Annotated in this window: 24 protein-coding genes and 1 other annotated feature (1 of these 25 running past the window's edge); of the genes, 3 read left to right on the forward strand and 21 right to left on the reverse strand. The window is 33.4% G+C overall.

What is annotated here, in order from left to right; genetic code table 11:
- Nucleotides 1–93: 93 nt before the first annotated feature.
- From dat to pepV, 3 genes are all read right to left on the reverse strand, one after another.
- Nucleotides 94–939 carry a D-amino-acid transaminase gene (gene dat / locus Q0977_RS02385; protein WP_299510251.1) on the reverse strand — a complete coding sequence of 282 codons (846 nt, stop codon included), beginning with the start codon at nucleotides 937–939 and terminating at the stop codon, nucleotides 94–96.
- Between the two features lie 87 nt (nucleotides 940–1,026).
- Nucleotides 1,027–3,342 carry a right-handed parallel beta-helix repeat-containing protein gene (locus Q0977_RS02390; protein ID WP_119415056.1) on the reverse strand — a complete coding sequence of 772 codons (2,316 nt, stop codon included), beginning with the start codon at nucleotides 3,340–3,342 and terminating at the stop codon, nucleotides 1,027–1,029.
- Nucleotides 3,343–3,645: 303 nt separating this feature from the next.
- Nucleotides 3,646–5,043, reverse strand: coding sequence for a dipeptidase PepV (gene pepV / locus Q0977_RS02395; protein ID WP_299510253.1), 1,398 nt, complete (start codon nucleotides 5,041–5,043; stop codon nucleotides 3,646–3,648).
- 325 nt (nucleotides 5,044–5,368) lie between these two features.
- Between pepV and Q0977_RS02400 the strand changes: the two genes are divergently transcribed.
- On the forward strand, nucleotides 5,369–5,590 hold the full coding sequence (locus Q0977_RS02400) for a DeoR family transcriptional regulator (protein WP_119415054.1): 222 nt from the start codon (nucleotides 5,369–5,371) through the stop codon (nucleotides 5,588–5,590).
- Between the two features lie 376 nt (nucleotides 5,591–5,966).
- Here the strand turns inward: Q0977_RS02400 and Q0977_RS02405 are convergent, their stop codons facing one another.
- Nucleotides 5,967–6,671, reverse strand: coding sequence for a pseudouridine synthase (locus tag Q0977_RS02405; RefSeq protein WP_299510256.1), 705 nt, complete (start codon nucleotides 6,669–6,671; stop codon nucleotides 5,967–5,969).
- Nucleotides 6,672–6,680: 9 nt separating this feature from the next.
- Nucleotides 6,681–8,291: a polysaccharide biosynthesis protein gene (locus Q0977_RS02410; protein WP_124217776.1), complete on the reverse strand. Its 1,611-nt coding sequence runs from the start codon at nucleotides 8,289–8,291 to the stop codon at nucleotides 6,681–6,683.
- 127 nt (nucleotides 8,292–8,418) lie between these two features.
- On the opposite strand from Q0977_RS02410, the gene Q0977_RS02415 reads away from it, so the two are divergent.
- Nucleotides 8,419–9,681: an NAD(P)/FAD-dependent oxidoreductase gene (locus Q0977_RS02415; RefSeq protein WP_299510259.1), complete on the forward strand. Its 1,263-nt coding sequence runs from the start codon at nucleotides 8,419–8,421 to the stop codon at nucleotides 9,679–9,681.
- A gap of 98 nt (nucleotides 9,682–9,779) precedes the next feature.
- On the opposite strand, the gene Q0977_RS02420 is transcribed toward Q0977_RS02415, so the two are convergent.
- From Q0977_RS02420 to Q0977_RS02485, 14 genes are all read right to left on the reverse strand, one after another.
- Complete coding sequence (locus Q0977_RS02420; RefSeq protein ID WP_299510261.1) at nucleotides 9,780–10,331, reverse strand: hypothetical protein; 552 nt, start codon at nucleotides 10,329–10,331, stop codon at nucleotides 9,780–9,782.
- Nucleotides 10,332–10,344: 13 nt separating this feature from the next.
- Nucleotides 10,345–11,520, reverse strand: a complete 1,176-nt coding sequence (locus Q0977_RS02425; RefSeq protein ID WP_299510263.1) for an MGDG synthase family glycosyltransferase — start codon at nucleotides 11,518–11,520, stop codon at nucleotides 10,345–10,347.
- 214 nt (nucleotides 11,521–11,734) lie between these two features.
- Nucleotides 11,735–12,328, reverse strand: coding sequence for a DedA family protein (locus tag Q0977_RS02430; protein WP_299510265.1), 594 nt, complete (start codon nucleotides 12,326–12,328; stop codon nucleotides 11,735–11,737).
- Nucleotides 12,325–13,032: a polysaccharide deacetylase family protein gene (locus Q0977_RS02435; RefSeq protein ID WP_299510266.1), complete on the reverse strand. Its 708-nt coding sequence runs from the start codon at nucleotides 13,030–13,032 to the stop codon at nucleotides 12,325–12,327. The genes Q0977_RS02430 and Q0977_RS02435 overlap by 4 nt, the downstream gene beginning before the upstream one ends.
- 50 nt (nucleotides 13,033–13,082) lie before the next feature.
- Entirely contained in the window at nucleotides 13,083–14,441 is a 1,359-nt protein-coding gene (locus tag Q0977_RS02440; RefSeq protein ID WP_299510269.1) for a cell wall metabolism sensor histidine kinase WalK, read from the reverse strand.
- Nucleotides 14,442–14,445: 4 nt separating this feature from the next.
- A complete protein-coding gene (locus Q0977_RS02445; protein WP_299510271.1) occupies nucleotides 14,446–15,144 on the reverse strand; it encodes a response regulator transcription factor in 699 nt (232 codons plus the stop codon).
- A 206-nt stretch (nucleotides 15,145–15,350) separates the two neighbouring features.
- Nucleotides 15,351–15,848: a DUF2231 domain-containing protein gene (locus Q0977_RS02450; protein WP_299510273.1), complete on the reverse strand. Its 498-nt coding sequence runs from the start codon at nucleotides 15,846–15,848 to the stop codon at nucleotides 15,351–15,353.
- A 242-nt stretch (nucleotides 15,849–16,090) separates the two neighbouring features.
- Nucleotides 16,091–16,651: a ferric reductase-like transmembrane domain-containing protein gene (locus Q0977_RS02455; RefSeq protein ID WP_299510275.1), complete on the reverse strand. Its 561-nt coding sequence runs from the start codon at nucleotides 16,649–16,651 to the stop codon at nucleotides 16,091–16,093.
- Complete coding sequence (locus Q0977_RS02460; protein WP_299510277.1) at nucleotides 16,644–17,549, reverse strand: FAD:protein FMN transferase; 906 nt, start codon at nucleotides 17,547–17,549, stop codon at nucleotides 16,644–16,646. Before Q0977_RS02460 ends, Q0977_RS02455 begins: the two co-directional genes overlap by 8 nt.
- An 11-nt stretch (nucleotides 17,550–17,560) precedes the next feature.
- A complete protein-coding gene (locus Q0977_RS02465; protein WP_299510279.1) occupies nucleotides 17,561–17,848 on the reverse strand; it encodes a hypothetical protein in 288 nt (95 codons plus the stop codon).
- A gap of 29 nt (nucleotides 17,849–17,877) precedes the next feature.
- Nucleotides 17,878–18,543 carry a copper amine oxidase N-terminal domain-containing protein gene (locus Q0977_RS02470; RefSeq protein WP_299510282.1) on the reverse strand — a complete coding sequence of 222 codons (666 nt, stop codon included), beginning with the start codon at nucleotides 18,541–18,543 and terminating at the stop codon, nucleotides 17,878–17,880.
- Between the two features lie 193 nt (nucleotides 18,544–18,736).
- On the reverse strand, nucleotides 18,737–20,017 hold the full coding sequence (locus Q0977_RS02475; protein ID WP_299510284.1) for a cell wall metabolism sensor histidine kinase WalK: 1,281 nt from the start codon (nucleotides 20,015–20,017) through the stop codon (nucleotides 18,737–18,739).
- Entirely contained in the window at nucleotides 20,007–20,687 is a 681-nt protein-coding gene (locus Q0977_RS02480) for a response regulator transcription factor (protein ID WP_299510285.1), read from the reverse strand. Before Q0977_RS02480 ends, Q0977_RS02475 begins: the two co-directional genes overlap by 11 nt.
- 120 nt (nucleotides 20,688–20,807) lie before the next feature.
- Nucleotides 20,808–21,437: a Bax inhibitor-1/YccA family protein gene (locus Q0977_RS02485; RefSeq protein ID WP_119416847.1), complete on the reverse strand. Its 630-nt coding sequence runs from the start codon at nucleotides 21,435–21,437 to the stop codon at nucleotides 20,808–20,810.
- A 177-nt stretch (nucleotides 21,438–21,614) separates the two neighbouring features.
- On the opposite strand from Q0977_RS02485, the gene Q0977_RS02490 reads away from it, so the two are divergent.
- A complete protein-coding gene (locus tag Q0977_RS02490; RefSeq protein ID WP_119416846.1) occupies nucleotides 21,615–21,908 on the forward strand; it encodes a hypothetical protein in 294 nt (97 codons plus the stop codon).
- Nucleotides 21,909–21,979: 71 nt separating this feature from the next.
- Here Q0977_RS02490 and Q0977_RS02495 read toward each other — a convergent pair whose 3' ends face one another.
- Nucleotides 21,980–22,975 (reverse strand): DUF5011 domain-containing protein, encoded by a 996-nt coding sequence (locus Q0977_RS02495; RefSeq protein WP_119416845.1) that lies wholly within the window; start codon nucleotides 22,973–22,975, stop codon nucleotides 21,980–21,982.
- A 263-nt stretch (nucleotides 22,976–23,238) separates the two neighbouring features.
- Entirely contained in the window at nucleotides 23,239–25,656 is a 2,418-nt protein-coding gene (gene leuS, locus Q0977_RS02500; protein ID WP_124218639.1) for a leucine--tRNA ligase, read from the reverse strand.
- An 89-nt stretch (nucleotides 25,657–25,745) separates the two neighbouring features.
- Nucleotides 25,746–25,754, reverse strand: a binding site (T-box leader); it runs 203 nt beyond the window's last position.

Consider the following 25,754-nt stretch of genomic DNA (forward strand, 5'->3'; position numbering starts at 1 on the left):
AGTTTCTAATTATAAAATCATAAAAATAATTAACCATCGAACATTCAAATCGAACATTCAAATATGATATGTTCGATGTTCAAAGGACCGAATTCACATAACTTGTTGTACTTTTTCTTCAAATGCTTGTTGTATTTTCCGTGTAAAATCACCAGGTTTACCTGAATTTATAATAGAATCATCTATTTTTATGATTGGTGTTATTTCAGAAGTGGTAGATGATAAGAAGACCTCATCCATTTGTAATAGTTCTTCTTTTGTCATAGGCTCCTCTACAACTTGTATGCCTAATTCTTGGCAACATTTCATCACAACCTGGCGTGTAATCCCATTTAAAATATATTGGTTTGTTGGATGTGTATATAATACACCGTTCTTAATACCGTAAATATTAGAAGAAGATCCCTCTGTAACTATCTCTCCGCGATGTTGAATGGCTTCATAACAGTTAGCCTCGTGCGCCTTTTGCTTAGCAAGAACATTGCCAAGTAAATTTAAACTTTTTATATCACATCGTAGCCAACGTATATCTTCAACAAGAATGGCACTAACGCCATTACGGTGATTATTGACAGGTCTTTCTGCTGTTTGCGTATAAGCGATCAAAACAGGTTCAGTAGGCTCAATAGGAAAAGCATGATTTCTTGGCGAAACTCCCCTTGTTATTTGTAGATAAATATGGCCATCAACTAACTCATTTTCTTCTACAAGATCGTAAAGCGTTTTATGTAAAACATCTTTTGTATATGGGATGACAAGGCGAATTGCATCTGCACTTCGGTATAATCTGTCGATATGCTCTGTTGGGGTAAATAAATTCCCATTATAGACTTTAATAACTTCATATATCCCGTCACCAAATTGATATCCCCTATCATTAATAGACAGTTTCATCTGGTCATTGTCAATTAAATCATTATTTAATAACATTTTTTCCATTCATTTTGCACTCCTTATTTTTTTATTTCTTTTCATTATACACAAAGAAAAGATGTGGTGAGATACAAATTCACCACATCTTTTTATCTATTTTGAAGTCAAGCTTATCTTTTCTGGCTTGCTGTATTCTAGATAAACCGAAGAAATACGGATAAAGCTTTCTGTTGTATTGAAGATTTGATTTGTTTTCAATAAATCCTTTTCCTCATCTGATAATACATCCTTAATCTCATCATATTGTTCTCCTGGGCCTGTATTTTTCCAAGCAATAAATTGAATTGCTCGTCCAACATTTGTAAAAGTGTTATCACGTATTTTAGGATTAATCGCCCCACTAGATAAAATCCCTCTTTTTTTAGGATTACCAACTGCGACGTTTCGAATATCATTCTTTTCAATAGTTGGGGTTTTCCAATTCATCACTCTTATTGCATCATTTCTCATCGTATCAATCGTATTTCCTCTAATAACTACATTCGTGTGAAGATGTCCTCCTGAATATTTGTGAGTTCCTATTGAGCGATCCAAATTTTTAAATACGTTATTAATGATGTTCACACGATTATTCGCTGTACAATCAAAATTACTCCATTTCGAACTCCAACCTAATGTTGTTTTATCAGGAGTATCAATATTAATGGCTTCTTTAATATTTCGGTCTGATGGTTTTGAATCGATAAATTGGTTATTTTCAATTGTGACATCTTCAGAGGCATCCATTTCGATAAAATGACCAGCATTCATATTACGAAATTCGATATTAGAAATATGAACATTTTTGTTATGGCCCATAATAATTGCAAAGCTACTTAGCTTATAATTCAGATTAAAAACAACTTTTCCTTTTCCGATAAAGCTTATGTTTTTTTCACCATTATGTCCGCTTACAACTCGTTCTTTTTTAGATAAAGATGGACGAATCAGTTGGAAAATAGAGCTAGAAGGATTCATAACTGTTGTACCAGTTTCATCACCTTTTCTAATTTCCGTGCCATCTTCAAATTCTAATGTTACATTTGACGGAACATATAGCACATTTGAAATTGTATATAAGCCCTTTGAGAAAATAATTTTCCCTCCACCTTGTTTTTCAAGTTGCTCCATATAAGAACGTAGTGCATAGTATTGTTTCGTTTCTGGAGTGTAGGAAGCGCGCAAAAGAAATTCTTTGTTAAGAGTTGGTGATTCAGGGGTTACTCTATATTCTCTTTTTCCAATATCATTCATATTCGTTATTTCAATTTTTTCTACTGGCTCCGTCGAATTATTCTCAATCTGCATATTATATTCTTCTAAATCTCTTCCTTGATTTGATGCAAGAGCTTTTTTCGTTCCTAATGTGACCGTATTATTATTTGATGGTTCATTTAAATCATTTTGTGCAGCTAAAAATACGGCAATTTGCATATTTGTAAATTGATTGAGCTGTATGATTGGTTTATAAGTACCTTTCACAAAAATCCCATAATCCCCATTTACAGAATCAATCTTATTATTTTCAATAGTAGGCAACTTCCAATTTTTCATAACGATTGCGCTAGCAGTTGTATTTTTAATTGTATTATTTAAAATTTTCACTTTAGAGTGAAAAATATCTACAGTAAATTGGTTGGAACTTATTGCTTCATAAACTCCATCAAATTTATTTTTTTCGATTAATACTTGTGAATTTGGAGTTTCATCATACATACTCCATCCAACTTTATACGTTCCATAAGAAAAGTCAGCTGCTTCAATACTAATTGACGGCTTGGATTTAGATTTTCCCTTTGTGAAAGTATTATTAATGATTTTCGAATTCTTCGTTGCCACTAACTGAATAAAATATCCTTCGTTTGCATTTTGAAATTTGATATTGCTTATTGTAAGGTTTTGGTTATGCCCTGTAATAATACCATTCACCTTTTCTTCATCTTTCAAATCGATAGTTGCCTTACCATTACTTGTTATCGTAATATTTTTGGAACCCGTATACCCATCATGAAGATCTCCATTCTTTTGGATACTAGGGGCTACTAGCTGAAACATGGATTTTGAAGGTTTCAATGAATTGCCTGTTTCCATACTTTTTTCTAATACCACACCATTATTTAATCGTATAGTGACATTTGATGGTACAAATAATGTATTTGTTATTTTATATGTACCTTTTTTTAATATTAAGGTTCCTCCTCCATTAACTTCTAACATTTCAAGATAGGACCTCAGTGTATAATAATTTTTTGTTTTGGATGAATATGTTCTATATTTTTTCATCTTTTGATTTATAGGAGTCGTACTTGGAGAAATTGTGTAAGTTTTCTGGCTGGCTAATGCGATTAAATCGTTATTTTTAAGATATAAAATACTAAACAGAATGCATAAAGATGCTATGTATATACTAATTTTAATCATTTTCTTCATGGTAAAATCACTCCTTCTTTAAAATAAGTTTTGATTTACTATTTGATCGATTGATGCGACATTTAACTATCCTAATCACCTTCTATCAATAATTATTTGTACTTGTTTAACCTTATTATTTGCGATAAGAATATTGTTATTCTGCTGTTATCAAATTTACTAAAAAACGAATTTATCCATTCCCTATACTTGGATGAACTCTAAACTCATAACATATCCTAAAAATTAAAACAGCCCTCATTTAAAGAAAACATGAGGACTGTAATTATATTTTACCATTTATTTGGCATATATGGAAGACTACTAGTTATTTTTTGTGCCTAATTCGACAATAGCATCAGCATAAATCGCTGCTGCTTTAACAAGGTTTTCGATTATTACATATTCATCCGCTTGGTGAGCTAAATCAGGTTCTCCAGGGAATAACATACCAAATGCTACGCCAGTCTCTAATTCGCGTGCATAAGTACCACCACCGATAGATAGCAATTCAGCCTTTTCACCTGTATTTCGTTCATATACTTTTGAAAGTTTTTGAATTAGCTCTTCTTTTGGATCAACATAATGTGGTTTGGAGTCATCAACCACATCAAGTGCAAAGCCAAGTTTTGCTACAGTAGAGCTTGCAGCTGTAATCTTTTCTTCATATGGATAAGATACAGAATAGCGCATACTTACATCAACTTGACCGCCTTTACCTTCTTCAAAAGTAACTACCCCAGCATTTAAAGTCGTATCCCCTGACATCTCATCTTTGAATGCAAGATCTAATGCACGACCACGAGATTCATTTGCAAAACCGGTTACTAAGAATTGAGTAAATTCTTTTGACTGTGGTGTTGTAAATACGGTGTTCAAATATTGAGCTAATTTTACAGCTGCATTAATACCAGCATTTGGTTCCATCGCATGTGCGGAACGACCTTTTATCGATAATTTAAACCCATCTGAAGTTTCTTCAATGTTTCCTTCTAATTCAGCAAAATTCAAATAAGCATTAAACGTCAATTCAAATTCTTCTGGTACATTTCGAACAATGGCTTCAGCAAAATCTGGTACCATATTAATACGGTGACCTGCATGGAATGATACTAGTTGTTCTTTTTCTTGTGATTTAGATTGTTGGCGGAATGAAATTTCAGCAATTCCTTTTTCAGCATTAATAATTGGGAAATCAGCATCCGGCGCAAATCCTAATGTTGGCATTTCTTCTTTTTCTATATAACGCTTAACACAGCGGAAACCAGTTTCTTCATCTGAGCCAACGATCATTCGAACTCTACGATCTAATTTAATGCCTGCGTCTTTGACCATTTTCATAGCTAACCATGCTGCCATCGTTGGTCCTTTATCATCAATAGACCCACGACCAAATAATTTACCATCTTCTACAACAGCACCAAATGGAGGATGTATCCAATCACTACCAGCAGGAACAACATCGACATGACAAAGGATACCGACTAATTCTTCACCTTCACCCATTTCGATATAACCAACCATATTATCGATCAATTTTGTTTTTAACCCTTGGCTTTTACCTTGTTCAAGCATCCAGTCCAATGCTTCTTTTGGCCCTTTACCAAATGGAGCATCAGCAGAAACTGTACTTTCATCTAACACACTGTTTATTTGTACTAATTCTTGTAAATTGCCAATTAACTCATCTTGGCGTTGTTGGGCATTTTTTAACCAATCCATTAAAATTTCCTCCTTTAAATAACTAATTACTATTTTACACCCTTTCATTCTTTCCACATAGGAATATCAAAAATCCGTATATTAAAGTAAATTTTTGATATTTCATTCGAGTTTAAAGACTTGTACTTTGTTACAAACATAAAAACTTAATCAAAAGTATGGAAAAGTCAAGTAACATTCGCTATAATGAAATTGTCAGACAATAAAGTCTGACCATTAAAATTGAAAAGGGGATGTCTAAGGCAAACTAAATTAGGAGCCTGAATACCTCACAATTATTTTCGTCCGCTAGTCTTGAGAAATAAGATGAAGGAGTGGTTCACCAATGAAACCAACCACTGATCGGATGCTTAATCGGATAAAAGATGTGTATATGTACATTCATAGTAAAGGTACTGTGACTACGCAAGATTTAGTCGATGAATTCGGCATCACTCCTCGCACCATTCAAAGAGATTTGAATGTGTTAGCCTTTAACGATTTGGTCGAAAGCCCAAGTCGTGGCAAATGGACAACGACGCGTAAGAAAGTGAAAATGACATCTTAGAAAGGTTCAACGAGTTGGATCTCACGCTTTTCGTTGAATGGACGGTCAACTCGCCATATGCTGGTGGCAAATTCGTCTAACATGTTAATACGCAAATTATGAACGTTTAAAAAAAGAATGACCTTGCTGCGTCGCTCGGTCATTCTTTTTATTTTTATTTTATTTTAAATGCTGAGGGCGCTCGATTAAGGAAGATAGCCTAAGTTCGCCACGTCCTGTGGCAACGGCTATCTGACCCACTTCCTGTGGTCCCGCGACAAGCACTGGAAGGCCCGAATCGAAAGCATCTTCTCAGCTTTCGAATGAGGGTCTGAAGTGTCTCGAGCAGCTAGCGCCCGAAGCTGGATATCTTTTTATGCTGAGGGAACTCATTCTGTTAACGAATACTCTCAATTTCTTCAGCAGTTAGCTCTCGGTATTCTCCTAATTTCAATCTATCGTCTAACAACAAATTCCCCATTGATAATCGTTTTAGATAAATCACCTTTTTACCTACTGCTTCGAACATTCTCTTCACCTGATGAAATTTCCCTTCTGAAATTTCCAACTCAATTTCAGAAATCTCACCAGAATTTATAATTGTTAGTTTACCAGGTTTCGTATGATATCCATCATCTAAAATTACGCCTTGGCGAAACTGTTCTATATCTTCAATTACTACTCTACCGTCCACTCTTGCATAATACACTTTTGGAACGTGCTTTTTCGGAGACAATAAGTTATGTGCTAAAACTCCATCATTCGTGATTAATAAGAATCCTTCTGTATCCTTATCCAATCTTCCTACTGGGAAAGGATTGAAATGTGCATGAACTGGATCAAGCAAATCAATTACAGTTTGATCATATAGATCTTCTGTAGCAGAAATCACACCTGCTGGCTTATTCATCATTAAGTAGATATATTCTTGATAGATGACTCTCTCACCAAGCACTGTGACACTTTGCTTGTCTGGATCAACGTGGAGTGATACATCTTTTGCTACCACCCCATCAATAGATACTGCCTTCATCTTTAGCAGTTTCTTCACTTCTTTACGTGAACCATAACCCATATTTGATAATAATTTATCTAAACGCATTGCTACCTCCTAAAGTCCAAATTTACGACCAATTTTAGTAATTTTTTCACCAAGTAGTTTTTGCGCTAGTCCAATTCGTAAAGATAAAAAGCCATAAACAACTACAGCGATAGTAATACATATAACCAAATATAAAAGCGCAAGTAATTTCGAATGCGCAACGCCGAACATCAATACTAATACTTTATGTGTCACAATGACAAATGCTGCCATAATAATCGTTAATGCAATAATGAGTATAGAACGTCTTATAACCATTTTAGATTTATAATTTAAGGCTTTTTTCAAAACAATGATATTGATCAAAATTGAGATTAAATAGCCAATCGCTGTTGCCATAATAGCACCTTTTGTTTCAAACGATTGGATTAAAGGAATGTTAATCGCTAATTTAACTAAAATTCCCGTTAATAAACTAAAGACAATCCATTTTTGATAATCAATTCCTTGTAATAATGCAGCAGTAACCTGGAACAAAGCAAAGAGAATGGCTACTGGTGCATAGAAAGCTAATATGCTAGAACCCATAGCACTTTCTGAATACAATAAATGATATATATCTGTAGATAACAACGAAATACCCACTACAGCAGGCAATGTGACAAATAATAAGACTTGATAGGTCTTGTCCATTGCATTGATCAATGCACCATTTTGTTTTCTTGTATAGTAGTTTGTAATTGCCGGTACTAATGCCATCGAAAAACCAGTTGCAAGCATTACCGGAATGATAACAATTTTCTGTGTTGTAAAGTTTAACATACCCAAATACTCATCCGAAACTTTTGCTAAACCAATATTAGACATTGCGGTATTAAATGTTAACATATCTACTAATTGAAAAAGCGGGTTCGCAATCCCCACAAATACATAAGGAATAGAATATGTGATAACTTCTTTATAAATACTTGTATATGATAATTGACCTGATGATACACTGCTTTTCAACTTTAGATCGAACTCTGGCTTTAACCTACGCCAATAATACCAAAGCGCAATTAAGCCTGCTAGTGCTCCGATAAATGCTGAAAATACAGCAAATGAAATAGCTGTTTGTGCAGTTCCATGGAAAACTCGCATTACAAGGAATGCGCCTACTAAAAGAACAATAATACGAATAATTTGTTCTACAAGTTGGGAAATAGCTGTAGGCTCCATATGATCATAACCTTGGAAAAATCCACGAACCAAGCTCATAAATGGCACTACGATTAACGCAAAGCTAATCCATCGAATAACTCCTGCAATTTGTGATACAGAAAATACTTGCTCTTCATCTTTAATGACTAGATGCGCAATTGGATCTGCTAATAAAAACAAAGCCAAAAATGTTACAAAACCAGTAAGCGTCATAATCATCAAGCCTGATTTGACAAGCTTTCTACCGGACGCATAATCACCTAGACTGTTATATTTTGCTACAAATTTTGATACTGCAATCGGTGCGCCAGAAATAGCTATCGATAGCATAATTGTATATGGAACATAGGCATACGAATATAATGCCACGTTTTTTTGCCCAATAATGGCGTAAAACGGGAATATGTAAACGAGGCCAAGTACCTTTGATAAAAACATGCCAATAGTTAATATGGCAGTGCCCTTCATTAAAGATGACATAATACCCTTCCAATCTATCCAATTCTAATAAACCTAAATTTTAGTTTACAACTCGTCATACAATTACTCAAATACTTTCTTTACTTCGTGTATAATTAATTTAAAAAAGAGAAAGTGAGTTCCCCAAATGTATGATGTAATTGTGGTGGGTGGTGGCCCATCTGGTCTAATGGCCGCTATTGCCGCCGGTACTGAAAAAAAGAAAGTCCTTCTTCTAGAGAAAGGTAATAAGTTAGGACGTAAATTAGCCATTTCAGGTGGTGGACGTTGTAATGTTACTAATCGCCTACCAATTGATGAAATCGTCAAAAACATCCCAGGAAATGGACGTTTTTTATACAGTCCATTCACTGTTTATAACAATGAAGATATAATTGCCTTTTTTGAAAATCTTGGTGTTGCGCTAAAAGAAGAAGACCACGGTCGAATGTTCCCTGTCTCAAATCGTGCACAAGATGTCGTCGATGCTATGCTAAAAGAGTTGGATCGTTTAAAGGTAGAAATCCGCCAAAATACTCCTGTCGCAAAATTATTAATGGATGATGAGAAAATTCTTGGTGTTCGTTTAAGAGATGGACAAGAGATTAAAGCTGGTGCAGTTGTCGTTGCTGTTGGTGGAAAAGCAGTTCCAAAAACGGGTTCCACAGGTGATGGCTATCCATGGGCTGAAAAGGCGGGTCATTTAGTAACAGAACTTTTCCCAACAGAAGTTCCCTTGCTTTCCAATGAGACGTTTATTCGAAGTAAAGAGTTGCAAGGATTAGCATTGAGAGATGCAATAATTTCTGTTTTAAATAAAAAAGGAAAACCAATAATCTCCCATAAAATGGACATGCTTTTTACACACTTTGGATTGAGTGGCCCTGCAATTTTGCGTTGTAGTCAATTTGTGGTAAAAGAAATGAAAAAGAACGGAGGAAATCCTGTTACTATTCAAATACAAGCTTTAACTGAATATAATGCAGAATCCGCATTCCAACTATTATTTAAATTAGCAAAAGCTGAACCGAAAAAAGCTTTAAAAAATGTCTGGAAGGGACTTACCCCTGAACGTTGGTTGTTATTCTTAATGGCTAAAGCAAATATTGATGAATCATTAACTGGTGCAGACCTTTCCGCTGACCAAACCCGACATCTTGCCAAAAATCTTGTTGGATTTGAAATGACAGTCAATGGTACACAACCATTAGAAAAAGCCTTTGTCACAGGTGGTGGAGTATCAACTAAAGAAATTGAGCCTAAAACAATGGCCTCCAAAAAGAAAAATGGTCTATACTTCTGTGGAGAAATTCTAGATATTCATGGTTATACAGGCGGCTATAATATCACCTCCGCCCTTGTTACTGGAAGAATTGCAGGAATGAGTGCAGCACAATATGTAAATCCGTAAATAGAAAGCTATATAAAAAGAAAAAGGTGAATTCAAGTGTTTTAAACACCTGATTTACCTTTTTTCTTATTTAAGCAGGTTCCATTTATAAAACTGATTCAAGAAAATACTTCCACTAAATAACGTCCAATTTCTTTTTTAATATATAGTTCAAAGGCTGATAAACTTTCTCCCTTTTTAATCTTATCCTTTAATCTAGAAATAAATTGTTGGTTATCATAGTCTTGTTGAACTAACACATCCAAAACATGCAAAATTTGCTGATTTGTATTTTCTGATAAATCCGTATCCAAAGGAATGCCATCGCTCTTTACAATTTGAAGAGGATTTTTTTCAAAGGGTACAGGGGCTATATGACTAATCCCATTTACTAGACTTGGGTCACCTATGAATAATATTCTTTCATTATTGATGTAGACATTAAATAATCCGGTGATTCTTTGATTTTCTTTCGTAAGAAAGATAACTCTCTCTCTAAAATCTGTTATTGATTCAAGGAATCTTCCAACAGTCGGATGGACATTTACCTCTACCTCAACGATGCATTCATCATCATCTATTGACAACTCATCCTCATATTCCACTAATCTCACTGCCCCTTTTTGAACAGGGATTTCCGAGTCTCTTATTAATATTTTTACAATTTCCATATAAAATCAGCTCCTAAAATTGAGCAGCCCTTAATTGAATAGATGGTGCCTTTGGTTGTAATGGCATATGCTTTGCTTTCGTATCAATAACCCAATTCATGACATCTATAATATGTTCAGGCATTTCCATTTCTAATTGTTGTTGAAAAGCATCAATTGATTGTTCTAATTGATCCATTTTTTCTGTATTTTTTAAAATTGCATCTAATTGAAGTTCTAATGATTTGCTTGATGATAATTCAAAAACTAGTCGTTGTTCCTTCAAATAGCTTAAATTAATCTTTTCTTGTCCAGGAAGATAGGAATGAATGAAAACAGGCAGTTTCTTTCTCAGTGCTTCGCTGATTGTCACTCCACCTGGTTTTGTTATAATGCCATCAACTTGATCATAGAGGTCGTTCATTTCTTCTCTTGAAGAAATATACGGTAAAGGTTGAACGTTTTCGGTATTCCAAGAAATAATTTCATCGTAAAGTTTTTCGTTGTTGCCACAAAGAACGATAAAATCATATTGCTTTAAGTTTTTCAGTTCAGTTGATAACTTCAATATTCCGCCTAACCCACTATTTCCACCTGCGATTAACAGTTTCGGCTTTACATTTTGCAATGTCCGAGTGGTTATTTTAATAATTTCTTCATGAACAGGAATACCCGTCACGATAATTTTTTCACTTGGAATATGATCTATATCTATTAAATTTTCCTTTACTTCTTTACTAGGAACAAAATGAAGTTCTATGCCTTCTTTAGCCCAAAAATTATTTATAAAAAAGTCTGTATATGCATTAATAACAGGGATGTTACATCTTCCCATCCTTTTTAGTTTACTAATTAGATAAGAGGGGAATCCATGTGTGCAAACGATTAAATCAGGCTTTTCTTCTGAAATTAACGCATACATTTTTCTCAAGAAATATCTTTCGTAAAATTTTAATATTTGTTTTGGTCTGTTTGATGAAAAAAAACGTTTTTGATAAATAAAATCATAGGATTTAGGTGCAATCTTAATCCAATTCAAATAATTTTTGGAGATTAATTTTTCCAATGTCTTGTTGGAATAACTTATAATATCTACTTTTTTTAAAGTAATATTTTCATCTCTTATTTTGATCATATCCATTATTGCGTCTGCAACTTGATGATGTCCTGATTGCATTCGTAAGAGTGGTAAGAAAAGAATTTTCTTCATTTTTTGCACTCCTTTTACACCTATATAGAACTGTAATGATTGCTTCTAATTTAGGTACCTCATAAGCTTCTGTTTAACAATTTGACAATATCATTGTTTTTTTTAAATCTTGCCGTTTTAATGTATTTTTAATTTAATATTTAGGTTACTTTTATGATTTACAAAACTAAAATTGTCCAAATAAAAAACGTAAGAATGTTGTGTAGTTACATTCTTACGTTTTTATTTGACGGTTTCTTATTTTTTTCACTATTAGTTGTGCTAAAAATAGGACAAAAAGTAAAAGTCCAAAATAAGGTACATACTTTGGATTGATATAAATGACTTTAGCCGTATAGTAACCCACTAAAATAATTGGAATTGTCCAAATCACACTACCTATTAAGGAAAATAAAATAAAAGAACGAAATGGAAAATGAGCAATACCAGCAAAGTAAGGACTAATTTGTCTAACTCCTGGCAGGTAGAAGCCAAATGTTATAGCTTTATGCCCATTTACTTTGTATCTACTCTCTATTCCACTCCATCGTTCTTTCGTCAATCCAACGTATTTTCCGTATCTATTGACAAACGGCTTTCCCAGGTACTTTCCACAAGAATAAGCAGTAAGCATACCTATAAAGGCACCTAATTCTGAATAAATTAGAGCTGAACTCATTGCGAGATGCTGATGTCTGATTAATATACCTGTTAAAAACAATAATGATTCTTCAGGAGCAGGGACTCCAACAATTCCAAAAAACAAGCAGATAAATAGAATGATATAACCATATGAATCGATATATTCTGTAATTACATCTATACTCATAGATTCCTCTCTAACTCTTTTAAAGTGATAAATCTCCTATTTTTTTCTTTACTTTCCTTTAGGAATAATTCTAAATTTCTAATCATATATGCAGGTGCTTCTTTTTCCGCACCTAAAGTATCCCCATTATCATGTAAGACGAAAATAACTCCTTCATTTGCAGAATTCCGCAATTCATCCAATAGTCCATTTTTGGCTTTATCAACCTTCCAATCTCCAAAAATGTATGACCACATGATTTTAGTGTATTTTTTACTAACAATCAGTGTAAATAAATTGAAATGCCCCCATGGTGGTCTATAAAACGATACCTTTTCCCCAGTGCATTCCGTTATCGCTTTTTCTGTCATTTCTAATTGTTTCTTTAGTCGAAATGGGGACATAATCCAGCTTGAAATATGTTCATAGCTATGAATGCCAATTGTATGTCCCTCATTTGACATACGTTTAATGATTTCGGGATATTTCTGTACATTCTCTCCAACTACAAAAAATGTAGCTTTTACATCATACTTTTTCAATACATCCAATAATTGTGGCGTATATTTTGGATTAGGCCCATCATCAAAGGTTAAAGCCATTTCTTTTGTACGAATTCGTTTAGTGATTCCCTTTTCAAATACACGAATAATGACTGTAGGTACTGCCCCATAAGAAAGAAACAATAGTACGACAATCCCTATTCCTATTAATGCATATGACACTTTTCATACAGCTCTTTTCAATTTTATTTTTATCAAGGAAGTTAAGTACTTCAATTCGGTAAGAAGAGTTCAACTTCTGTTCCTACGTTTTCTACACTCTTCACCTTTATCTCCCCTTCATGCTGCTTCATAATCTGTTTGGCAATGGCTAGACCTAGACCTGTACCGCCAGTTTCTCTGCTTCTCGCTTTATCAATCCGATAAAATCTTTCGAAAATATTGTTAATCTCACTTTCAGGAATACCAATTCCATAGTCTTTTACTCGAATGACTGTAGCATTTTCCTGATTTTCTAAATATATATCGATTTTTTCCTTGCTATATTTAATAGCGTTATCAAGAAGGATAATCATGACTTGTTTTAGTTTTAATTCATCTGCTATTACAGTCAACGATTCGTCACTATAATGGAGATCTATCTCTCTTTTATATGCCCTTTGTATTTGTTTAACTATATCCTTATTAAAAGCTATTAGGTCAATTGTTGTTTTTTCTAATACATTTTCTAATTCAGTATTCGCTAAATCCAGGAATTTTTCTGTCATCAACTGTATTCTTGTAGCTTCCGAATGAATAACGTCAACTGCGTCTAATGCTACTTCTTTATTTTGTATTCCATGTCTTCTTAAGAAATCTGCATAACTTTTAATAACAGTAATAGGTGTCTTGAGTTCGTGGGAAGCATCTGAGATGAATTGCTGTTGTTTTTCAATATTATTATCTAGACGATCCATCATACGATTAAAGGTAACGGCCATTTTTTGTAATTCATCTTTCGGTTGACCTTCAATAACCATATGCTTAGTGATACCGCTTTGCTCAATTTCTTCCATCGTATCAATCATATTGGATACAGGTCGAATAAGAATATTCGCTAGCCATTTACCACCTATAAGGGATAGTAAGGCTCCTAAAATCGTACATGCAATTAAAATGGATAGTAAAACATCCTTTCCCAACTCTAAACCGACTAACCTTTCTCCGATTTCAAGGGTTTTAATCACTTGTCCATTGGATTCAATTGGAATCCTCACAACCAACATTTGTTCTTCTCCTTGGGCTGTTCTTACTAAATATCGCTTGGACTTTGTTTTCGTAACAAATTCCCCTTTTATTTTGCTAGAAATTTGTTGATTATGTGTGACTTGATTCATAATTTTTGACCCTGGCTCTATAATTCGAATAAAAGACCCGTTGGTTAAATACTTTGTTAATTTTCCTTTAATGACTTCATTTGAATCTCCATTATTAATATCCTCTAAAATTGCATCTGCATTTTGAAGAACTACCTTTTCTTCTACATTTACGGTGACTTTCAAAAAGGAGTAAAATACGGCAATATTCACGACTATTAATACACAAATAATCCATGCAGTCGTAATTAGATTTATTTTGTTGGTGATTTTCATAAATCTACCCCTCCTTTACGATATATCCCACGCCCCTAACTGTCTGAATAATGGCTGGACTTGCAAAGCCTTCATCTACTTTCTTTCTCAAGTGCCATATATATACATCAATAACATTGGTATCTCCTTCATAATCATAATCCCACACGTCTTTTATAATATTTTCCCTTGTAACAATTTTATTTTTATGTGCAATCAAATACACAAGTAAGTCAAATTCTTTTGGAGTTAAAGAAATAGGCGTATCAGCTCTTGTCACTTCTCTTGTTTCTACATTGATCGATAAGTCATTGATTGTTAAAATAACATCCTTATTATTAGTAGCATTTGCAAGAATTTCATGTTGACGAAAACAAGCTCGAACTCGCGCAAGCAATTCTTCCATCTCAAAGGGTTTCGTAATATAATCATTTGCCCCAAAATCTAATCCAGTTACTTTATCCATTGTTAGATTGCGAGCTGTCAATAAAATAATGGGCATTGTTTTATTTTCTTTACGTACTCTTCTTAATACTTCCATACCATTCATCTCGGGCAACATAATATCTAATAACATTAGATCAATTTTCCCTTGCAACCCTACTTCTAATCCAAACTTACCGTTATTTGCAATAACAACTTCATAACCTTCATATTCAAGTTCTAACTTCAATATTTTAGCAATTTGAAATTCATCTTCTACGATTAAAATTCGTTTCACCATGGTATACACCTCTTGAGTTATATCTCCACTTTAATGTAGCACTTTTTTAATACATAACTTCATTTTTTAATGTAACTTTAATCTTTTTATATCTGCTTTTTAAAGACCTGTTTATCCAAACTAATAGTGTGAAAATAAAAAAACAAGTTCAAAGGTATTTTTTCTTACCCTTGAACTTGTCTTATTTTAAAGCAAGATTCACCAATTTATTCGTCTGAATCACCATCTGATGAATTTGAATAATCTACAGTAGTATTAGAATTATTTTCGTAAACAATTTTACCGCCTAAGTGTCCAGTTACTGCTAATGATGCTATGCCGCCAAGACTTAGAAGGACAATTAGTACAGACATAATACCACCTCTGAGTGCTTTACTTTGTAAAAAGCTAAATTTAAAAATATTATGTCTGAAAAGAATTTTAATAACTGTTAATACGCTAAAGATAATCATTGAAATATCAGCGAAATTTTCATGAGGTTCTATCTGACTTTCTACGGCATCTCCCCATTTACTTTCTGCAAAATGCTCTGCTCCATCTCCTGTAGCAAGGGTTACAAAACCTGAAATCACCCCTAAAACAAGTAATAGAGTACCGAATTTATTTAATAATTCCTTTTTCGCAAAAACGTTCACAATTTCGATTACCCCTGCTAAAATTAATAACGCAATTGGAAAATGAACAACTAATGGATGTAATGGCATGTTTATGCTCCTCTCTTTTTTTTTCATCATAAAGATTGAATCTGAAAAAGGGCTGAAATTCTATAATTTTCAAAATTTTAGGGGATGTATTCCTCTATACCATTCCTTATGTAAAATAGCGCTTCCAAAATAGTAACGCCTTTATTTTCCCCAGAGTTCGACTTATTATTCCTCCTCATTAAATTTCTAACATTATTTCTTTTGAGATTATAAATAGAAAAAAGGGCAAACCCAATTTGGATTTACCCTCTACTTCTTCTTGTTCTTACTGTTTGAGTTGATTTTTTTGTGTATTCTCCGTAAACTCTAATACTGCCTGCTATTATGATTATGCTTCCTGTTACAATATAGAAAATTTGAATAAGATGGTTTGAAGTATCTGTTCCAATAAAAACGCCATGTAAGAATGACAAAGCCCATGCAGGGAGCACTAAAAAGTGAATAGATTTCCAAACCTTTCTATTCATCACACCAATTAAAACATCTGATGTAAATATAACAACTAAAAATACATATATACTGATTGTGCCGAAAGCTGATAACAATGGTTGATACTGAGCACTAAAAGGTAATAAAATCTCTTTTACTTGATAAGGTTGATATTGATCGATTAACAAAAGTAACACATGTACCACTAATGCCAATAACCCCATCCATCCGGCATTTAAATGTAAATGGAATAATAAGTTTTTCTGTTTTTTAATCGATGGCGTTTTTCGGAATAAGCCAAAAATAACTGAAACAGTAAAATAAAAATATGCAAGAAAACCGCAAATTCGGATCCATTCCCAAGTATTAAACATTATTTTCATCTCCTGTTTTTATCCAATTAGTCGTTTCATCTTCATTGACGATAAAACGAGCTACTCGCCATCCGTTCTGTTCGAACCATTGGTTTAGTTTCTGTTCATCCATTAAAAAGCATAACTTGGCTCCAACTTCACATTGATACAAGCTATCCGTAACAACTGTCGCTTGTAAAACATTTGTCTTCGCTACTTCACCTGTTCGACCATTAAGAATATGATGTTTCTTTTCATTTTGGTAGATCCAACTTCTATAAGCTCTACTAGAAGTTGCAATTGCACCATTTTTTATTTTAATACTTCCAATACTTTGTCCATTAAAGGGATCAGCTATGCCAATGATCCATTCTTTTTCTCCGTCGGACCATAGTGTCATATCTCCTCCACCATCTACGATTCCATACGGGAAGCTTTGTTCTTGTAGCCATTTTTTTATATGCTCTACTGCATACCCCTTCGCAAATCCTCCCAAATCGATTGTCTGATTGGTTATCTTCAGTACTTCATAATTGCCCAAAAAGTCGATTGGATTTTTATTGATTGGATTTTCGACTTCAATTGTTTGTTTGGACAGTTTCCCTACTTTAAAAGGAAAAGATTGAACATATCCTTGGCTTTCAATTTGTCTTTTTAAATAGGGAGAAAATAATCCTTCTGTTTTTTTATAATACTCATTTGCCATTTTCAAACAATCATATAGTAAAGGATTTATTTTCAACGTTCTTCCTATAGGCAATTGGTTGATTTGATCTAATTCGTTATTTGGGATAAATCGTGACCATTCATTTGCTACATAGTTTAACCAATTTGTAACATGCTCTTGCCAACTGTCCGAAGATGATGGAACTTCTATATAAAATTCGGTATTCATCTTGTGAATTGTTAATGATCCCATGATTTCCACCTCTATGATCTTTGTGTCATTCGGTCTGTTCCTTGATCTACTCTATTTGATGGCTGTGTTGAATATTGTTCTGATGGCTCTTTTGATATTTGAAAATTAGTCCAATCTAACTGTAATAATTCTTTTTCTGTATTTGTTGAATTTGATTGGTTAACAGCTGTTTGTTGAGTAGTTGTGGCATGATTACTTGTATTTAAAGTTCCCGTTCCATTCATTTGAGTTAATAATAAACCTGACAAGAGAACTGCTGATGAACCAACTAACCATTTTGCCTTTTTTGGATCTTTCATTGTCAACATCCCTTTCTATTTTTTACCGATTAAAGTGCTTGGCATACAAATTGTTGAGTATCCTCTTGCCAATCGATTGAATAACCAAGAGAATTTAAAATCACACTTATAGGAACATAGATATCATCCTTGTATATAAATGATTTTGCGGGTATAGGTGTTTTTACAAGATTTTCATATACTACATTTGTATTTGCTCGGAAAATAAGCTCATTTCCATTGATATTTGTTTTCATAATCTTTGAATCTTTATAGTACTTAGAGTTTCCTCCTAATTTTGTTGTTAATTTTCCCGCAGAAACAAATACTTCTCCTTTTTTAGGAACAACATATAATTGAAACGTTTGATTATCTATTTTAAAAGTGGCAGTTTTTGCATCTTTAAAAGGTAATGTACTGTCGTTGTTAACTGTTGCTGTTCGTGTCCAAATATTCCATTGACCTTGTGTAACTGTATTATTTTCTTCATAATATTTATCTTCGTCGTGTTCGTGTTCATCATGATCATCATCATGTTCATATTCATCGTGTTTTTTATATTTATCATGGTCGTGATCATCATGTTCAAATCCATCAAAATACTTAGATTTTTCGTGGTGCTCATAACCTTCATCATCGTCTGCTTGAGCAATATATTGCCCACCCAACAGACTAAACATCATAATTGGTGCTAAAATCCATATTCTTTTCTTCACCTTTATCCTCTCCCTTCATCTATAGTGTATCTACCAATTATGAAATGAATCTGAAGAAATTTATGAAACATAAGAAAAAGTTTTTAACAAATGGTGAACATCTTATTTGCAGAAACTTCCCAAGGGTACATCCACAGTCTTTCACAACAACTGATACAAACAAAAAAGGACTAAATCCTGTTTAAAACAAGATTTAGTCCTTTTTAACAATTGGAAGAGAAACGATAAATTTAGTTCCTTGACCAAACTCACTCTCCACTGAAATATGTCCTTGATGCTGAGATACAACGGCTTGTGCAATCGAAAGCCCTAAGCCAGTTCCTTCTTTTTGTCGATTTTTTGTTGCTTGATAAAAACGTTCAAAAACATGTGGTAAATCACGCTGTGTAATACCAATCCCTGTGTCTTCCACGACTAATTTAATATAATTATTTATACTTGTAAGTGACACACTAATTGAACCTTTTTCCGTGAATTTTGCTGCATTTTCAAGCAAAATATAAAGCAATTCTCTAATACCTGTTTCATCCCCCACAAACTTGATATCATCAGCTATTTGTGTTTTCAATTGGACAGAATCTGGTAATGTTCGTTCAAAAGAATTTGTTATATTGTTTACTAGTTCGGATAGTTCAATATCTTCTTTTTTAGTCTTTAACTTATTTTGATCAAAACGTGCTAAAAATAATAGACCCTCTAATAATGTCTCCATGTGCTGAGTTTCACTTTTTAAATCTGTAAGTACTTCTTGTCCAAAAGCACTAAATCTATTTTCATCATCATTTTCTAAAACTTCTAAAGAGCTATAGAAAACGCTCAGAGGTGTGCGTAATTCATGCGATGCATCCGATACAAATTTTCGTTGTCGCTCAAAGGATTTTTTAATCGGTACCATCGCCTTACCTGCCAGATAATGACTTAGGAAAGCAATACACAATGTTCCGATTAACGTTAATGCGATAAATGCATACATCATTCGTTCTAGTAAATGATGCTGTTTCGTAACGGACTGTCCAATAATTATATAACTGCCATTATGAGAATCGTATTTAATTAAGAGTAAATCTTGATTTTTCCATTCAACAGTTTGTGGATCTTCTTCTTCTACATGCATCATTAACTGTGCAGCATCTTTATAAAGTCCGTAAAAAGATTCATCACCATGCACTAATTCATTATTTTTAGTAAATACATAATAAAAATTTGCTCGATTTGCATCATATTCTATTTTCTTGTCATCTGTTACTCTATCTTCTTTATTATGATCTTCTTCTTTATTATGATCTTCTTTGAAATCATCGTCCTTTTCTAAATGGTAACGTTCTTTACCAAAGAATAGCTCTAGTTCTTGTACTTGTTGTTGTTGCATAAGAGCAGAAATCGAAATATAAAGTGCAGCCATCAATAATAAGACAAATAGTAAGAAAAAGAATGCATATTGTATAGTGAGCTTACGTTGAATTTTATTGAACATGGGAATCTCTCAACTTATAGCCAATCCCTCTAACTGTCTGAATAATTGAAGGATGCTTGCTATCATCAATTTTCTTTCGTACCAATTTCACTAAAGCATCTAACGCGTTATTCGAAACATCCTCATTATAACCCCAAATATGATCATAAATTTGTTCACGCGTTAATGTGCGTCCCTTATTGATAAAGAGATATTCTAAAAATAAAAATTCATTTTTGGTCAATTCTATTTCTTGGTTATCCCGGTAGAGCGTTCTGGCATCTAGGTGTAGTGCATAAGATTGGATTTCAATGACTTGTTCTAATGGTTTATTTTTTCTACGTAAAATGGCACGAACTCTAGCTAACAGTACTTCCATTTTAAAAGGTTTTATCAGGTAGTCATCTGCTCCATTATCAAGGCCTAAAATAACATCTCGTGAATCATCTCTAGCTGTTAACATCAAAATGCCACCCCCATAACCGTTTTCCCGTAATTCACTACATACTTCGATACCATCCTTTTCTGGCATCATCCAATCTAATATAACTAAATCGTAATTTTTATCAAGTGCTAAATCTAATGCTTCTTCACCATTTTTAGCAGTATCTACTTGATATAAATCTTTCTTTAACATAAAAGCTATATTTTTCAATAATCGTAAATCATCTTCGGCAACAAGAATTTTCATCATTTCACCTACTATTTCGAAATTATTATCTTTAGTTTAATGTATCTAACTGAAATAGGTCTGAATATAAGCAAAAAAATAGTGAAAGCTATACTTTCAGCTTTCACTATTTTGTCAAATTTAATCTTCATCCAATATATTTTTCAAATGGTAAATTAGTTTAAGTAACTCTGTAAATAAATTGATGAAGTCGAGATAAAGATTTAATGCGACTAGTGGCACTTCTTCATCACTAATATAATTATGTGCGATTTGGTTCATATCGTACAACGTGTAACCAACGAAAAGTAATACACCAATTCCACTAGCTATGACCATGACAATGTCACTAAAACCTATAAAAATGGTAATAATGGAGAAAATAATTACACCGATCAAAACGATGAAAAGAAATTTACCCCAGTTTCCAAAATTTCGTTTTGTATTATAACCAATTAGGCCAGCGACTATAAAGATTGCTGCTGTAGTACCAAAAATAACTAGGACAAGACTTCCACCTAATGCACCAATATAGAAGTTTAATAAACTATATAGAGTGATCCCTGTTAACAATGCAAACACTATAGAAATACCTTTACTCGCTTTTCTAGCTGCTCGGCTAAACATCACGATTAATAGTAAAACAACTGTTGCAATACTTATTGGCATGATGAAAGCAGGTGGTATAAACACTCCAACAAACAACCCAACTGCCGTAACTACCCATAACAGCGTAAAGAACCGAAGAACCTTCGGAAATTGCGATTCCATTTAACATAACCTCTTCTCAAATATTTCATATATATTATATACGATTTAAGTCTTTGAAAGTTTTAAAAGACATTAAATGTTTTTGAAATGGTTATGAAGTATAATTACTCAAACAATTTGAAACCAAACATCTTACTTATTCGTAAATATTTTAATAATACTTTGGAGGGAAACTAAATGTTCTTTATTCCATCAATTATCGCATTTCTCTATGAGCTGATTCTAATGATTCCTGTTCTAGGAGGCACTATTATCATCGCTTCTGGCTATACAGCTATAACCACTGCTCTCGTTATACATGTAATTGTTCTTGTAATGCGATTTGTTACTGGACATTCGAAAATTGTGCCAACACTTGCTATCCTTCTTACTTTGTTAACTTGGATACCTTTCCTTGGCTGGACAATACACGTAATACTCACTATCCTCTATTTTATCGATATCTTATTTGGTTTGTTGAAAAGGCCTTAAAAAAAGGAGCTAAATACAGCTCCTTTTTCTTTCGTTATTGACTTTTTAATTGAATTAATATAACCTACCTACTACCATTTTTCATATAATTTAATAGCGTCGACTAATGCTTGTACCTCTTTTTTGGAAAGCTTTTTTACAAACGTTTTTTGAGAAGTTGTAAAAGTTACTTTTACCTCACGCTTTATTGATATATTCTTTTTAAAAAACTCATACTGAGAGTCCTCTAATATTAGACCATTCTTTTCTAACTTAAAAGTTTTCTTTTTGTTATTTGAAGCAATAACTACTTTTTCTATTTTTAAATTACCTGAAGATCCCACTAAAGTCATAACCTTTAAATGTTTATCTGTTGCTGGTACCAGACCAATCATGTTTTCATAGTTATCTCTCCATTTAGAATCCACTAAGTTCTTATGAAGATAGAGTATAACATCTGCCTCATAATATTTTCTAAATTTACTTTCAAGGGAATTATTTTTCTTAACAGTTATTATTCTTTTTTTCACTGTTTTATTGCCTGAGGAATCCTTTACTGAGTATGTCAAAGTATATTTCCCCGTTTTTTTAGTATTCACTTTTCCTTTGACTGTAATCTTCTTAGTAATATTGCCATCATAATTATCAGTTGCCCTTACGCCTGTTCTAGCATTAAACTTACTTTTTAAATAGACTGTTTTATTGGAAACACCCGATAGAACAGGCTTTTTTGTATCTACGATTTTAATATCAAAGCTGTTTGTTTTCCCTTCATAAGTAACAGTTAACGTAACTTTTCCAATTTTTTTTGGTACTAATTGATTGCCCTTAATGGAAATTAAAGAATTTGAACTCTTCCATAGAACATTATTATTATTTTCAATTTGCTCCGTTCTTCCATCACTATATTTTTTAACAATAGTTAAATTTACGTTTTTCTTTACTTCCACTGTTTTAAATTTTGAAGGTAACTCTAAAGTGTAAGCATCTGTGGCTTCAGGAGTAGAACTATTTTCTTCTGCATTTGAAACGATTGGCATGGCGCATAAAACGAATAAAAACATGAGTAAAAATAATTTACTTTTCAATTGTTTCCCTCCAATTCCTAGATAAATATATTTTAATTTTTTAATACCAACAATATCTCACTTTTTCTATTTATATCATTGATTCATATGATTACCATATTAATACAATTATGAATTAAAAAACCACGTTATTCTAATTATACAGAATAACGTGGTTTTAGGCTAAGGTTCATAAGATTCAATATTGTTTTATATAAATATTTGCAAATAAGAAAAATATATTTTTTAATGCCTAATATATCAATTAAATATTGAAATGAGATTTATTTTGCAACGATATTTACTAATTTGCCTGGTACAGCAATGACTTTTTTAATATCTTTGCCAGCGATAAATTCTTGAACATGTTCGTCTGCTAATGCTGCTTTTTCTAGTTCTTCACGTGAAGCGTCTTTTGCTACCATTAGTTTTGCTCGTACTTTACCATTTACTTGAACTACTACTTCAATTTCATCATCAACAAGTTTTGCTGGATCAAATGTTGGCCATGGTTCGTATGTGATTGTTTCTTTGTGACCAAGTATAGTCCATAGTTCTTCAGCAATATGAGGAGCAATTGGTGCTAGCATTTTCACAAATCCTTCAGCATATGCTGTTGGTACAACATCTGCTTTATAGCATTCATTGATAAAGACCATCATTTGTGAAATAGATGTGTTAAAACGAATATGTTCGTTATTATCTGTTACTTTTTGAACTGTTTGATGGTAAACCTTTTCTAAAGTTGTATCATTTGAAGCTTTAATTTTATCTGAAAGTGAACCAGTTTCTTCGTTAACAAATAGACGCCAAATTCGATCTAAGAAACGACGTGCACCATCTAAACCATTTGTAGACCAAGGAATTGAAGCTTCAAGTGGTCCCATGAACATTTCGTAAAGACGAAGTGTATCAGCACCGTGACTAGCAACAATATCATCAGGGTTTACAACATTTCCTTTTGATTTGGACATTTTTTCATTACCTTCACCTAGGATCATACCTTGGTTGAATAGTTTTTGGAAAGGTTCTTTTGTTGGAACAACACCTAGATCATATAGAACTTTGTGCCAGAAACGAGCATATAGCAAGTGAAGCACTGCATGTTCTTGACCACCAATATAGATATCAACTGGTAACCAACGTTTTAATAATTCTGGATCTGCAATAGCTTCTTTGTTATGTGGATCGATATAGCGTAAGAAGTACCAACTTGAACCAGCCCATTGTGGCATTGTATTTGTTTCACGACGACCTTTTTTACCTGTTACAGGGTCTACAACATTTACCCAATCTTCAATATTAGCGAGTGGTGATTCACCTGTACCACTTGGACGGATATCAGATGTTTTTGGTAAAACTAATGGAAGTTCTTCTTCAGGAACTGTAGTAATTGTACCGTCTTCCCAGTGAATGACAGGAATTGGTTCACCCCAGTAACGTTGACGAGAGAATAACCAGTCACGTAGACGGTAAGAAACTTTCTTTTCACCGACTTTGTTTTCTTCAAGCCATTCGATTGCTTTTTTAATACCTTCCGCTTTGCCTAAACCGTTTAAGAAACCAGAGTTGATATGTGGACCATCTTCAGTGAACGCTTCTTTTGTCACATCTCCGCCTTCCAATACAGGAATGATTGGTAAATTGAATTGTTTTGCAAATTCATAATCACGATCATCATGTGCAGGAACTGCCATGATTGCACCTGTACCATAGCTAGATAATACATAATCTGCAATCCAAATAGGAATTTCTCTACCATTAATAGGATTCACTGCATAAGCACCAGTGAATACACCAGTCTTTTCTTTTGCTAAATCAGTACGTTCAAGATCTGATTTCACTTTTACTTTGTCAAGATATGCTTCTACAGCTTCACGTTGTGCATCAGTTGTAATTTCTTTTACTAATGCATGTTCTGGAGCAAGGACTGTGTATGTTGCACCAAATAGTGTATCAGGGCGAGTAGTAAATACACGGAAATGTTTGTCAGTACCTTTAATATTGAAATCTACTTCAGCACCTTCAGAACGGCCAATCCAGTGACGTTGCATATCTTTAATATTTTCTGGCCAATCCACTTCATCTAAATCATCGATTAAACGATCAGCATATGCTGTAATTTTCAACATCCATTGTTTCATCGGACGACGTTCAACTGGATGACCACCACGTTCTGATTTACCATCGATAACTTCTTCATTTGCAAGTACTGTACCAAGAGCTGGGCACCAGTTTACAGCAACTTCATCAATATAAGCTAGACCCTTTTTGTAAAGTTGGATGAAAATCCATTGTGTCCATTTATAATACTCTGGATCAGTTGTGTTAATTTCTCGATCCCAGTCATAGCTAAAGCCTAATTCTTGAATTTGACGTTTAAATGTAGCAATGTTTTTTAGTGTAAATTCAGCTGGGTCATTCCCTGTATCAAGTGCATATTGTTCCGCTGGAAGACCAAAAGCATCCCAGCCTATTGGATGCATGACATTAAAGCCTTGCATACGTTTGAAGCGTGATAAGATATCAGTTGCAGTATATCCTTCAGGGTGTCCTACATGTAGACCAGCCCCAGATGGATAAGGGAACATATCTAATGCATAAAATTTTGGTTTTGAATTGTCATTTACTGTTTTGAATGTAGAATGTTCAGCCCAGTATTTTTGCCACTTTTTCTCGATTTCTTGATGATTAAAGTTCAATGGTTCTTCCTCCTTCTTGTTTAAACAACGATAGTTCGTTCACTTCTAATATGGAAGATTCCGTGAAATATAAAAACTCTCGTCCCTATAAAAGGGAC

This window comes from uncultured Rummeliibacillus sp. (genome assembly GCF_934216135.1).
Classification (GTDB): Bacteria; Bacillota; Bacilli; order Bacillales_A; family Planococcaceae; genus Rummeliibacillus.

What these genes read in the sequence shown, in the direction of transcription:
- dat (WP_299510251.1), bottom strand. Translation starts at nt 939, where the DNA reads ATGGAAAAAATGTTATTAAATAATGATTTAATTGACAATGACCAGATG.
- Q0977_RS02390 (WP_119415056.1), bottom strand. Translation starts at nt 3,342, where the DNA reads ATGAAGAAAATGATTAAAATTAGTATATACATAGCATCTTTATGCATT.
- pepV (WP_299510253.1), bottom strand. Translation starts at nt 5,043, where the DNA reads ATGGATTGGTTAAAAAATGCCCAACAACGCCAAGATGAGTTAATTGGC.
- Q0977_RS02400 (WP_119415054.1), top strand. Translation starts at nt 5,369, where the DNA reads ATGAAACCAACCACTGATCGGATGCTTAATCGGATAAAAGATGTGTAT.
- Q0977_RS02405 (WP_299510256.1), bottom strand. Translation starts at nt 6,671, where the DNA reads ATGCGTTTAGATAAATTATTATCAAATATGGGTTATGGTTCACGTAAA.
- Q0977_RS02410 (WP_124217776.1), bottom strand. Translation starts at nt 8,291, where the DNA reads ATGTCATCTTTAATGAAGGGCACTGCCATATTAACTATTGGCATGTTT.
- Q0977_RS02415 (WP_299510259.1), top strand. Translation starts at nt 8,419, where the DNA reads ATGTATGATGTAATTGTGGTGGGTGGTGGCCCATCTGGTCTAATGGCC.
- Q0977_RS02420 (WP_299510261.1), bottom strand. Translation starts at nt 10,331, where the DNA reads ATGGAAATTGTAAAAATATTAATAAGAGACTCGGAAATCCCTGTTCAA.
- Q0977_RS02425 (WP_299510263.1), bottom strand. Translation starts at nt 11,520, where the DNA reads ATGAAGAAAATTCTTTTCTTACCACTCTTACGAATGCAATCAGGACAT.
- Q0977_RS02430 (WP_299510265.1), bottom strand. Translation starts at nt 12,328, where the DNA reads ATGAGTATAGATGTAATTACAGAATATATCGATTCATATGGTTATATC.
- Q0977_RS02440 (WP_299510269.1), bottom strand. Translation starts at nt 14,441, where the DNA reads ATGAAAATCACCAACAAAATAAATCTAATTACGACTGCATGGATTATT.
- Q0977_RS02445 (WP_299510271.1), bottom strand. Translation starts at nt 15,144, where the DNA reads ATGGTGAAACGAATTTTAATCGTAGAAGATGAATTTCAAATTGCTAAA.
- Q0977_RS02450 (WP_299510273.1), bottom strand. Translation starts at nt 15,848, where the DNA reads ATGCCATTACATCCATTAGTTGTTCATTTTCCAATTGCGTTATTAATT.
- Q0977_RS02455 (WP_299510275.1), bottom strand. Translation starts at nt 16,651, where the DNA reads ATGTTTAATACTTGGGAATGGATCCGAATTTGCGGTTTTCTTGCATAT.
- Q0977_RS02460 (WP_299510277.1), bottom strand. Translation starts at nt 17,549, where the DNA reads ATGGGATCATTAACAATTCACAAGATGAATACCGAATTTTATATAGAA.
- Q0977_RS02465 (WP_299510279.1), bottom strand. Translation starts at nt 17,848, where the DNA reads ATGAAAGATCCAAAAAAGGCAAAATGGTTAGTTGGTTCATCAGCAGTT.
- Q0977_RS02475 (WP_299510284.1), bottom strand. Translation starts at nt 20,017, where the DNA reads ATGTTCAATAAAATTCAACGTAAGCTCACTATACAATATGCATTCTTT.
- Q0977_RS02480 (WP_299510285.1), bottom strand. Translation starts at nt 20,687, where the DNA reads ATGAAAATTCTTGTTGCCGAAGATGATTTACGATTATTGAAAAATATA.
- Q0977_RS02485 (WP_119416847.1), bottom strand. Translation starts at nt 21,437, where the DNA reads ATGGAATCGCAATTTCCGAAGGTTCTTCGGTTCTTTACGCTGTTATGG.
- Q0977_RS02490 (WP_119416846.1), top strand. Translation starts at nt 21,615, where the DNA reads ATGTTCTTTATTCCATCAATTATCGCATTTCTCTATGAGCTGATTCTA.